The organism is Sphingobacterium sp. GW821-FHT03E03, from assembly GCF_059420745.1.
Genome location: NZ_JBWKUH010000008.1, coordinates 155186 through 166991 on the forward strand (window position 1 = coordinate 155186; position 11806 = coordinate 166991).

12 protein-coding genes and 1 pseudogene are annotated in these 11806 nt (G+C 43.1%); 8 read left to right on the forward strand and 5 right to left on the reverse strand.

Annotated elements, in window-relative coordinates; translation table 11 throughout:
• Nucleotide 1 precedes the first annotated feature (1 nt).
• The 4 genes and pseudogenes from AC07UV_RS11925 to AC07UV_RS11940 all read right to left on the reverse strand — a co-directional run.
• Nucleotides 2-688 carry a response regulator transcription factor gene (locus AC07UV_RS11925; protein ID WP_495183906.1) on the reverse strand — a complete coding sequence of 229 codons (687 nt, stop codon included), beginning with the start codon at nt 686-688 and terminating at the stop codon, nt 2-4.
• Between the two features lie 222 nt (nt 689-910).
• On the reverse strand, nt 911-1408 hold the full coding sequence (locus AC07UV_RS11930) for a DinB family protein (RefSeq protein WP_495183907.1): 498 nt from the start codon (nt 1406-1408) through the stop codon (nt 911-913).
• A gap of 15 nt (nt 1409-1423) precedes the next feature.
• A complete protein-coding gene (locus AC07UV_RS11935; protein ID WP_495183908.1) occupies nt 1424-1597 on the reverse strand; it encodes a DoxX family protein in 174 nt (57 codons plus the stop codon).
• A gap of 89 nt (nt 1598-1686) precedes the next feature.
• A pseudogene (locus AC07UV_RS11940) lies at nt 1687-1839 on the reverse strand (DoxX family protein); the annotation flags it as partial.
• A 169-nt stretch (nt 1840-2008) separates the two neighbouring features.
• On the opposite strand from AC07UV_RS11940, the gene AC07UV_RS11945 reads away from it, so the two are divergent.
• The 3 genes from AC07UV_RS11945 (at nt 2009) to AC07UV_RS11955 (ending at nt 3222) form a co-directional block, all read left to right on the forward strand.
• The gene (locus tag AC07UV_RS11945) at nt 2009-2212 is read left to right on the forward strand and encodes a type II toxin-antitoxin system Y4mF family antitoxin (protein WP_108635610.1); all 204 of its coding nucleotides are present in this window, start codon (nt 2009-2011) and stop codon (nt 2210-2212) included.
• 156 nt (nt 2213-2368) lie between these two features.
• Nucleotides 2369-2596, forward strand: coding sequence for a hypothetical protein (locus AC07UV_RS11950; RefSeq protein ID WP_495183909.1), 228 nt, complete (start codon nt 2369-2371; stop codon nt 2594-2596).
• A 164-nt stretch (nt 2597-2760) separates the two neighbouring features.
• Nucleotides 2761-3222: a PepSY-like domain-containing protein gene (locus tag AC07UV_RS11955; RefSeq protein WP_495183910.1), complete on the forward strand. Its 462-nt coding sequence runs from the start codon at nt 2761-2763 to the stop codon at nt 3220-3222.
• A gap of 177 nt (nt 3223-3399) precedes the next feature.
• On the opposite strand, the gene AC07UV_RS11960 is transcribed toward AC07UV_RS11955, so the two are convergent.
• The gene (locus tag AC07UV_RS11960) at nt 3400-3936 is read right to left on the reverse strand and encodes a hypothetical protein (protein ID WP_282253163.1); all 537 of its coding nucleotides are present in this window, start codon (nt 3934-3936) and stop codon (nt 3400-3402) included.
• Between the two features lie 350 nt (nt 3937-4286).
• On the opposite strand from AC07UV_RS11960, the gene AC07UV_RS11965 reads away from it, so the two are divergent.
• The 5 genes from AC07UV_RS11965 to AC07UV_RS11985 all read left to right on the forward strand — a co-directional run bounded on the left by AC07UV_RS11965 (nt 4287) and on the right by AC07UV_RS11985 (nt 11798).
• A complete protein-coding gene (locus AC07UV_RS11965) occupies nt 4287-5348 on the forward strand; it encodes a leucine-rich repeat domain-containing protein (RefSeq protein WP_495183911.1) in 1062 nt (353 codons plus the stop codon).
• 84 nt (nt 5349-5432) lie between these two features.
• Nucleotides 5433-6170: a hypothetical protein gene (locus AC07UV_RS11970; protein ID WP_495183912.1), complete on the forward strand. Its 738-nt coding sequence runs from the start codon at nt 5433-5435 to the stop codon at nt 6168-6170.
• A gap of 134 nt (nt 6171-6304) precedes the next feature.
• Nucleotides 6305-6853, forward strand: coding sequence for an RNA polymerase sigma-70 factor (locus tag AC07UV_RS11975; RefSeq protein WP_495183913.1), 549 nt, complete (start codon nt 6305-6307; stop codon nt 6851-6853).
• A gap of 84 nt (nt 6854-6937) precedes the next feature.
• Nucleotides 6938-8131, forward strand: a complete 1194-nt coding sequence (locus tag AC07UV_RS11980; protein WP_495183914.1) for a FecR family protein — start codon at nt 6938-6940, stop codon at nt 8129-8131.
• Between the two features lie 145 nt (nt 8132-8276).
• Nucleotides 8277-11798, forward strand: coding sequence for a TonB-dependent receptor (locus tag AC07UV_RS11985; RefSeq protein WP_495183915.1), 3522 nt, complete (start codon nt 8277-8279; stop codon nt 11796-11798).
• The last annotated feature ends 8 nt before the right edge of the window (nt 11799-11806 follow it).

Consider the following 11806-nt stretch of genomic DNA (forward strand, 5'->3'; position numbering starts at 1 on the left):
GTCAGTCCGTTTTGAGCATGTAACCTACCCCTTTGACCGTCCTGATAATGGATGTATCGCTGCCGTCGTCTACTTTCCCCCGCAGATAGGAGACGTACACATCCACGACATTGGTGTTATTGTCAAAATCAATTCCCCAGACCGCCTGCAAGATAGCCGTACGCGAAAGCGTCTTATTGCGGTTTTCGATCAGATACTTAAACAGCTTAAATTCTTTGGGGGAGAGATCGACATTTGCACCACCTTTATAAACTTCATAACGATCCAAATCCACTTTGAGATCACGAATTTCGATGCAGCTATCATTCACATGGGTTGTATTTTTATAGCTGTCGCGGCGTACCAAGGCTTTGATGCGGCTGACCAGTTCCTTAAACGAAAAAGGTTTGACCAGGTAATCATCGGCACCACTTTCCAGGGCATCGACTTTATCTTCAATTTCACCAAGTGCGCTGAGGATCAGAATGGGAATATGGTTTTTGCGGTAGCGCAGCATTTTTGTAAACTGGATCCCATCGATTCCCGGCAGCATAATATCCAATACCACAATATCTAGGGATTCGGCATTGACCCATTCCCGCGCCGCCTCAGCGGATTCCGCCAAAATGACCTGGTGGCCCAATTCTTCCAGCCCTTTCACCACAAAGCTACTGATACGACGATCATCTTCTATCAAAAGTATCTGCATAAACGGAGTTTATTTTTATACGGGGTTATAAAAATTACGAATTTCCCAATGGAATCTACAAGTATACGAAATTACAAATTAATCATTAGACAGGCCACAGCCCTATATTGCCCATATCGACCTGTCTATCCGGATCTCAGGGAGCAGCTATCTGAGATCAGTTTCTTCGCTGAGACCTTAACAGGACTAGAAAGCCAAAGTGGATCAAGTCGTAGTCAACCCCTATTTCAGGCACCGGGCAGTGACCAGCAGTTGGCCGACATGGCGCTGCGCATGTTCAGCCGCATGAAATAAGAGACCGATCAGGGTTGTTGGTATACGCTTTCTCCCCAGAAAACGTTCTTCGGTCAAGGTCTTAGGATCAATTGCCGATAAGCGCTGCAAGGCCTGCTCAATCTGCAGATGTAAGTTTTCGACTAAAGTAGCTACGCTGAGCTCCGCATCTACGATCCCCTCCTGTTGGAGGTAATCGAATTGTTCTGCGGAGAGCGATTTATCCGCAGCATAGGTAAACATGCGGTCGATCACACCGCGAATATGCAGCAGATGAAATCCAATGCTGGCGTTGCCACAGGGGCGCGCCCAGAGCTGTTCAGACGACAGCTGCGCCGTATATTTTACAATATCCTCTTCTGCTTGCAACAGCGCATGAGCCACCGGCTGCAAAAGATCGGGAATCCCAGCAATCGGTCCCCGCATCCAAACTTCTACGTTTTCCATACCTGATTCTATAACCTATTTTCGTTTGCTCGTACTCTTTAATGCCCAGGCAACCAATACTGGCTGGAAAAATAAACGGGCAAGACGCTTCCCATCGCTGTCCAGTCCGAAACCATCCCGATGTTCAGTATATTGTGCGATATTGCCCGGAAACACCGCAACAAAAAAAGCCGCTGCAATTTTACCCACGGTAGCACGCTGTTTACCCCTGACCAATAGCAGCGCCGTACCCAGGGCAATTTCAGCGCCGTACCCAGGGCAATTTCAGCAAAACCGGAATAGACCACCGTATCGTCTTTAGGGATCGGTACCCAATCCGGTACCTGCGCCTGAAATTCCTTCCGCGCAAAAGTCAGGTGACCAATTCCCGCGACCACCAAAAATGCACCTAAGCCATAGCGCGCGATCTTTTTAAAACAAGATTTTTCCATAACCCTTTTATTAGAAGACAGTACAGGGCGAAAATAGTTTGATAAGGACAAATAAGACTTTAAAAATAATCCCGATAAGGTATAAAAAACTGTAAAAACAAATTATTTATACCACTTCGGGTATAAATAATTTGTTTTTACAGTTTTTTATATCAGAAAAGGTATAGATATGGATTCATTACAATTATTTGTGAAACAGAAACGAAAGGAACTCAAGCTTACTCAAGAAGATTTGGCATTTAATGCTGGGGTAGGTTTACGTTTTGTCCGTGACCTTGAACAAGGAAAAAAAACACTTCGGTTAGATAAAGTAAATGATGTATTAGCTTTATTTGGTAAAGAGGTTGGCGTAGTGGATAAAATTAGAGCATAATGGCGCGTGAAGCAAAAATATATTTTCAAGATCAATTAGCAGGATATCTAATTGAAACTGATCGCGGTTATTCATTCAACTACGATCAAAATTATACTATCGCCTGCGTATGATCTCCTAAATGTGAACTTAATCTTCCCGAAAGACAAGGACGATATGGCCTTAACGTTGGGAGGTCGCAAAAGAAAGATTAAGCAATCTGACTTTAACCAATTAGCTTCAAGTTTAGGAATTTCTGATTTAGTTCGGAATAATATCTACAACGACTTTTCAAAACATGCCGATAAAATTCCTCATTGGATTGATCGTAGCTTTTTAACCGATGAATATAAGGAACAATATGCCAAGGTGGTTACTAATAAATTCAATCAAATCGAATTGTAGATTTATCCGCTTATATATTTAGATTCCAAGTTTCTTTCCCAAATGTTTCCAGAATCTATCTGAAACTTTACCCTGTGGCATTTTCTGTTTCCAAGCTAGAGACAGCCTAGACGACAAAAAATAAGCCGACAACAGATGTAATAGAATTTAGTAAAATAGCAAATATGAAGAAATTAACTTGGTTAGCAGCTGTACTGATAACAGGCAGCGCATTGACATTTATGGCATGTGACAAAGATGATGCGATTGAAAGTGGCATCACGTATTCCGAACTACCACAGGCAGGAAAAACGATGATTGAATCTCATTTTGGAGCAAACACAGTAGCCAGCGTTACACGAAAAAACCATGCCGATACAGACGGTAGTCTCTATGAAGTCAGATTGAACAGTGGTATAGAGATCGATTTAGATAAAGATGGTAATTGGACTGATATTGACGGCAATCATCAAAGACTGCCCGATGCCTTAATCCCCGCGCCTATATTGAGCTATGTCGTTAAGCAATACCCAGCGCCTTTATTTATCGAAGGTATTGACAAAGAACCCTATGGTTACCAGATTGATCTGTCCAATGATCTGGATTTAAAATTTAATGCCGATGGCAACTTCATAGGTCTTGATTAATCAAGACCTATGAAGTATTTACTCATATCGCTGTGAATAAAAATCGAAATAGCCTTAGACCCGTCATTTCAATAACGCCACCCCAAGAAAATTCAACCAGCAACTATTACCACAGACAACAATAGTCGTCAACAAAGTCTCAGGGATACAAATCGACAGATGTAGCGATGATTCGCTTTATATCGAAAGATTGAGCTCGGCGATGTCCCCCAACACCTGAGTATCATTTAGATCAACACTTTTTGCTGTGCGCGCCACCTGATACAGGCCCGCAATCGGTAAAACAGCCGTAAAATCTTTTGGGTTCCCGTGTTTAAAGTTGAGCACTCCAGATATGCGGATATGAACACCTTTTAGATCTTCAATCTTTGCCCCTTTCTTTACGACCTTAAAACGGACAGATACATTTTTTGGTGCAGCAGCTCCCTCTAATGAGACCAGTAGAATATGTTCGAGATTGACATCCAATGCCGAATGTAAAGGTTTTACCTTTTTTATGACGACATTTTTCAATGTATCGTTTGTACGCTCGGCATTGAAAATAAAGACGCCACTTTTTGCATTTCGATCACCGCTATATTGTCCGGGGTGTTCCTGAATCATATAATCGATCGCGATCTTGACATTTTCATTAAACCGTTGTACTAATTGTTTTTTTCTCCAAAAAAAAGCTCCCAAAAAAATGAATAGAATAACTAGAATACCCGTAACCATAAAACATGCGTTTAATTATAACATAAATAGATGGCTCAAAAGTAGGGGTTTTCCGCTTCTTTAAAGAACGACATAACCACTCTTAATCAGAATTATACGATAAAATTTCGAACTTGTAATGTTTTAACTACAAATCAACTGCAAAAACCTACAATCCCAAAAATGTCATCATAAACAGGCCATTATCCGCAGCCTTTCTACCTGAGATTAAATAAAACTGTCCATCGAATTATTTAGCGCAAATATCACATCAAACAAAACGAATCGTAAACAAAGTCTCACGGATATAAATAGACAAAAAAATGCCCAGTCTTAATGCGCATATTTGCTTCAACAAAAAGCAGATCAACATGAAAAAATATATCCTCGTTTTTAGTCTATCACTTTTCGCCCTTACTGTCTCCGCACAGAAAAAGAAGAAAAAGCAGATCCCGCCACCAAAAGTGGAGGCTATCGCCGAACCACCAAAGGTGGAGGTCATTCCGGAAGTGCTGCCCGTGCATGAGGGGGAGCACGCTACAGAGCCTGCCATCTTTGCTGCGCCGATGCCCACAACGAGTACCCCTGCTATTCATGCCACAACAACCGGCGGAAAGGAAATACACTTCCAGGATATCGACGAATTTAAAAATGCAGATCTATCGAAGCTGAAAGAATTGTCTTTTAGTACCATGGTCTCGGGAAAAACGATCGAAAGTAGCCTTCTGCAGAAGATCCTAAACGAGGGCATACAATTGGAAGTTTTGGCAATCGAAAATTTCGCCCTGGATGCTTTTCCGGAAATCAAAACGCCCAATCATCGGTTGAAAAAGCTGACCTTAAGTCAAAATAAGTTAAAAATACTTCCGGCCAGTATTTCCAATCTTACTGTACTCGAAGGTTTCGATTGCAACAACCCCTTGACAGCACTGCCGGCATCATTTGCGCAGCTCAAAAATCTACAGCAGCTCGGATTGAACAGCCACCTATTTACGGCCTTTCCAAGAGAAATCTTTAGCCTGAGCAAACTTTCCATATTATATCTATCAGGCAATTACAAAAGTGAAACGAAACTGGGGGAACTACCTGACCTGTTTCAGCAGCTACCTGAACTGAAAGAACTGGGGATACAAAATGCAGGATTATCTTCCCTGCCCAAATCTATCGCGACACTAAAAAAATTGGAAAAAGCTAATTTTTCCTACAACCAATTTAAATCGTTTCCCGAAGTACTGGCTACAAATCCCAAGCTGGTCTATGTCCCCTTTACCAATAATCCCATGAAATGGGAGCCATTCCTGGCCTCCGTCAAAAAGATAAAATGGAGCGGACTGTTCTTCCTGTATGAGACAGGCTTTACCAAAAAACAGTACGAACAGGTTCAGGATATTCTGAACAAAACAGATGTATATTACGATGGCATGAACGATTAAAATTTAGCGGATCTTTCAACGGCCTCTTTGGACAGTCTGGTCGCAAGTCAAACGGCCAATAATCTAATATGATGATCAATAGCGATGAATAATTCAAACGAAAGTTATCTAAAAGAGACAAGGAAATTGTACGACAAAATTACGTACAAATTTCTGATGCCAGTGCTATATATTGTATTCCTGTGCGTCAGTCCGCCACCTGTTCTTATCTTTACGATAGTCTTGTCCCCGCTGCTGTTTATGCTATTTTTTAACCGCAAGATCTTCAGCAAGAAGTTCGCTATTTTTTCCTTTGTGGTCTATCTGACCGGGTCAACGATCTACTCCTGCTTACCGTGGTTTCAATACCGGAGCTTTCTTTTTTTTCATCCCCGCTGGACGAAAGTGGAGGGCAAAATTACTGATTACAAAATCCGTTGGACGCCAACGACAAGGCAGTCTGCCGCTTCGTCTACCGCATCCATTACCTACACTTACCGGGCCGGGGACAAAGAGCGGCAAGTTTACGCTTCGGAGGCAACCCGCCGTTACTCCAATAACTTATGGAATACAGACAGCGATATCGAAGGCCATAACTTGGCGCTTGACAGCCAGGTAAGGGACTATGTCAAGCATAAAAATTATAACATACTGTTTGATGGAGCGGATCGTTCCAGACTATTTATTCCCCTGGATTATTTTAGCTTTTGGGGCGCTCTTCCCTTTCAGATCATCCTCATGCTTTTAAAAGTCATCGTGGCATTGGCTATTATTGTTTCGTTGCCTTATATCTATGCATATGTACTTGAACGCATAAAGGAAAATCAGCGAAGAAAATATTGATGCCTCCGGTTGATCCCAACACGACTATCTAAGTCTAATTTTCTACCAATTCAAAAACTTAGCATATTTTCCTATATTTATGCCATGCTCCAAGAGCTCCTGTTATGTCAATCGCTTAATACATCTTAAATCACTTGGAAAATTTGCAGACATCTCTACCTTATGATATCGAATCGCTTTTTCAGCAGTATTACAAACAGCTCTGTCTATTTGCAAACAATCTGCTGAATGACGAAGCGTTGGCTGAAGATATTGTCCAGAGCTTTTTCGCCGGACTCTGTGAGGGGCGGAATACCTTGCCCGAAGATGAAGGTGCACGCAAGGGCTATCTTTTCATTGCTGTCCGCAACAACTGCCTCAAACAGATCCGAAGTGAAAAAATAAAAAGCAAGTACTTTGATCAGCTCGATAAGGACATGATCGAAGAACAGACGATCATGGATGCCATGATGCAGGCCGAAGTCATCAACCAGCTGATGGAAGCCATCAACCAATTGCCGCAGGGCTGCAAGCAGGTGCTGCACATGGCAATTTTTGAAAAGCTCTCCAACGATGAAATTGCCAATAACCTGACCATTTCCATTAACACGGTCAAAAGTCAGAAAAAAAGAGCGATACAGCTTCTACGCACGCGTCTGGATAGCCGGATGTTAGCACTTCTACTATTTTTACTCCCTGACTAACAATATTTTATACTTTTTTCCATTTTTCCTTCCATCCTTTTGCATCCCTTGTGGCTCTTTTAATCAAACAACCGATTGAAGAACATGAAGGATCACCAATTTATACTAGTAGATTACTTAGTAAAGCATTTTAGTGGGACATTAAGTCAGACTGATGTACAATCCCTCCAAAAGATCTTTGAAGATGATCCTACCCTGCGCGATCAATGGGACAGCTATATCAGCCAGGGTGTCAAATCCAGCGATGCCCAGTTTTGGAATAGCCTAGACCTGGATCAGGCAAGAACTAAAATCCTAACCCATGAATCGGCCAAATCCGCTATTCGATCAGTCGGCATTCGCAACATCCGAAACCTAAAAATCTATGTGGGCTTGGCCGCCAGCCTGCTCCTTATTATTGGTGCCGCACTGTTCCTGAATAAAACACAGCAGGATAAGCAGATTGTCGCCGATCAGGTGTATCATTATAAAAATGACGTTTTACCGGGTGGACAGAAAGCGACACTCACACTTTCTAACGGTAAAACTGTGGAGCTCTCGCAGGAACAGGCTACACTCAACGAACAGCATGGTGAACAGCTCCAAATTACGGATGGACAGCTACACTATAAACCAAACAATGGGCAAGCGGAACTTGCTACCTTAAAAAATACCCTGACCGTACCTGCATCGGGATTCTATCGCATGGTGCTGCCTGACGGTACCAAAGTCTGGATCAATTCAGCGTCCGAACTCTCTTATCCACTAGCCTTTGGTAAATCGATCCGACAAGTAGAACTGCGCGGTGAAGCTTACTTTGAAGTGGCGCACGAAAAAAATCGACCATTTATTGTCCGTACTGCCCATGGTGACATCAAAGTCCTGGGGACAGCTTTCAATCTAACGGCCTACAACAGTGCCTCATCCAATGTCACACTGATCAATGGCAGTATTCAGCTGACCAATAAAAACAAGACAACAAAACAGCTAATCCCCGGACAAAAAGCTGAATTCGATGGCAGCGATATGCGTATCACCCGGGCAAATATTGAAAAGGAAACCGCCTGGCAGCAGGGCTATTTCTATTTCGAGCACGACAAGATTCAGGATATTATGGAGCAACTGGCGCGATGGTATGATATCAAAGTCATTTACCAGGGTCAGATCACCAAGAAGACCTTTGGGGGAAGCATCAGCCGAGACGTCAGCCTGGCCGAAGCCCTGGAGCTGATAAAACGTGGCGCCGGAGTTGAATTTATCATTGACCAGAAAACCGTCACCGTAAAGAATAAGAATTAACAAGACAATCAATTATCAAAGGAGGACCAATCTATGATCTAAATATTTACTTAACCAAACTTACCGGCACCGCATTATTCCGTGCTAACCAAAGGTACCTGAGTACCTGAATTAAACCAAAAACACCAATCCTATTGCTGAAAATATGAATTATTTCAAAAATTACCTATTCGGGAAAAGATCGACCGACCCTCGTTTTTCGCCCGTTATTTCGAAACGGATCAAAGCAACCCTGTTTCTGGGATTACTTTTTACCTATGGCGTATACGGTAAATCCGAAGCCCAGCAGGTTACCATGCATGTCAACAAAGGCGACCTGAAAACCATCTTTCAGGAAATCAAGAAACAGACTGGCTATCATTTCTTTTATGATGAAAGCCTCTTTAATGGCTTAAAGACAGTCAGCATCGATGCCAGCAATCAACGGCTGGAAACGGTGCTTAAAGAACTATCGGATGAGCTGCCGCTTCAGTTTGAGATCCACAAGAAACATGTTGTCGTGCTGCCCAATGCACCAAAAAAAACTGTTCAGGTGCAACAGCAACAACAATACAGCATTAAAGGCAGATTGACGTCCAAAAAAGACGGAGCGCCTATTGAAAATGCCACGATCAGTTTAAATGGCAGCACAAGCAGAACATCCTCTGACAGCAAAGGAAACTTTTCGTTAATCTCCGCACAACCAGCAGGAACCTTGACCATATCCCATCTTTCGTTTAAGCCACAGCAAGTATCCTTCAACAGTACGACAGCCGGCGATTTGAACATATCATTAGAAGAAAACGACAGCGCTTTGGAGGAAGTTGTTGTTGTCGGCTTCGGTACACAAAAGAAAGTCAACTTAACGGGGGCCATTTCACATGTAGGCAAAGAAGCTTTTGAGAATCGTCCGGTCGCCAATATCGGGCAGGCTTTACAGGGCCTTGTCCCCAACTTAAACATTACCTTTGGAAACGGTTCACCAAACAGTACGCCAGGATTTAACCTGAGAGGAGGTACCTCTATGAATTATAACGCGAATACAAAGGTTTTTGAATCCGTCAATGGCGACCCTTTGGTGATCATAGATGGGATTGAAAGCTCTACAGGCGCCCTGAATCAGCTCAATCCGAATGATATCATGGACATGTCTTTTGTCAAAGACGCCTCGGCAGCTGCAATCTATGGTACCAAAGCTGCCTATGGAGTCATCTTAGTTCGTACCAAACGCGGTGAATTCAATCAGAAAGGCAAGATAGCCTACAACTTCGATTCCAACTTTGATACGCCTTCTGGCCTTCCTGACATCCTCAACGCCTATGAGATCCAAAAATCGGGTATGGACCGAACACTATGGACAAATGGTAAACCCAACACATCGGATGAAAAAAGGCTGGAAATGATCCAAAAGTATATGGATAATCCAACGCCTGAAAATGCTTGGTATCAGGAGGGAAATAACATCATTTGGGTAGCCAATGTCAATCCATTTGAGGAAGCGGTCAAAAAATGGACCCCGATGCAAAAACATACGCTTAACCTCAGCGGTGGTGCCGAATCCATTAACTACTATATTTCCGGAGGCTTACAGAATCAATCGGGTATGTATAAGATCAACACCGATAAATTGAAACGCTACAATGCCCTGATGAATATCAATGCCAAAGTGAATAGCTGGTTCAGCGTTTTTGGGAAAATAGGTTTTGACCAGACCAATTTCAACAGCCCTTATATTGTTGGCGGAAAGGGAAGCATCTGGTCTGCCATGATGGGCGAGACAAACAAAAACATCAATATGCCCATCCAAACGGGGCCAAATGATCCTTTGCCCAATACCTACACCGATAACATTCTTGCCTGGTTGAGTTATGGTGCTAACAACCAGTCCACGGACAGAAGAGTATCACTATTGATCTCTCCCGAATTTACCCTTATACCCAATGCACTGAAACTAAAGGCAGACCTCAGCTATCAGCCGCAGTCTTATAGCCTGAATCGGTATAGTCCAAAATTCAACCAAATAATAGATTCCTGGAAGTATTCCTCCCAACAAGCCGACGCAGGAGAGAATCAGGCTTATTTTGATAACAACAACACCAATAAATATTTGGTTAATATCTATGCTGATTACAAAAAGACCTGGGCCGAGAAACATAATTTTTCCACTGTCGTGGGATATAATCAGGAACAGACAAAATTTAATCAGATCACCAATAAATTCCGGAAACTGATCTCAGCAGATATACAGAATCCTGATGCTGCAGAGGATCCATCTTTGCATACCGTATCCCGAAATGCATATACGCTTGCCGGCCGTGCCGTATTCGGACGGGTGAACTACAACTATGCCGAAAAGTATTTCTTTGAGAGCAATCTGCGTTATGATGGTAGTTCCAAATTTACAAAGAATGATCGGTTTGTTACCTTTCCATCTTTCTCTGCTGGCTGGCGGATCTCGCAGGAGGGTTTTATGGAAGGTACAAGAAACTGGCTCAACGAACTTAAGCTGCGCGGAAGCTGGGGAAAATTAGGCAATCAGCCTTCCTCCATCTATCCTTATCAGGCAACAATGGAAACAGGAAAAGCTCCTTATCTGATCAATGGGGAACAGATCGTCTATATCAACCCACCTGGCCTAGTTTCCCCTTATCTGACTTTCGAAAAGGCCAGAACCTGGAACATCGGTTTAGATGGTACATTTCTCAAAAACAGACTCGATGTTACCTTTGAGTATTACAACAGAAAAACCACGGATATCCTGACTGATGGCAGTGCCGCGTTCCCATCCGTTTTGGGTACGGTTGCACCTTTGGAAAATTCAGGGATACTGGAGACAAAAGGATTCGAACTTTCTTTCCTTTGGAAGCAGACGATTAACAATGAGCTCCGCTATCGTGTCGGTCTTAACCTCTCCGACTACCTGACCAAAGTACAGCATTATGCTTCTAATACGACCATGATGATTGTCAATCAATCAAACAGAGAAGTGATGTATGATGGGAAAACCGTTGGCGAAATATGGGGATACCGTACCGGCGGGATACTGCAGGAAAGTGATTTTGCCGGCAAAAATCCACTCAATGGCAACTGGATTTACAATGGCGCTTATCAGGGAACGGTATTTCCCGGCTATATCTGGTACCAGGATCTGGGCGGACCTGAGGGAATTCCGGACGGTAAAATAGATGCTGGTTTGAATACGCTGGCAAATCCGGGTGACCGTGTCGTTATCGGAAATTCCACACCACGTTATCGGTTTGGGATCACTGGAAATGTGCAGTACAAAAATTTCGATCTTGATTTCCTATTCCAGGGCGTACTGAAACGTGATATCTGGACTGGCTTATCGTCCTATTGGGGCGGTGGCGCTGGCTCAAAATGGATGTACGAAAGATCCTGGACTCCGGATCGTACTGATGCCGAATTTCCCATGTATGGCCTTTCGGTCGACGTTCAGGACCGATATCTGATCAACGGTGCCTACCTCAGACTCAAACAAGCCGTATTGGGTTATACCCTGCCCAAAGAGCTGACCAAACGAGTTGGCGTCGAGCGGTTACGCTTCACACTGGCCGGTTACAATATCTTTGAAGTGACTAAAATACCAACAATTTTTGACGTCGACCAGATATCCGCCGATTATCCGCAAAAGAGATCCATTGCTTTTGGTGCCCAAATTGTCTTCTAACTAAACTA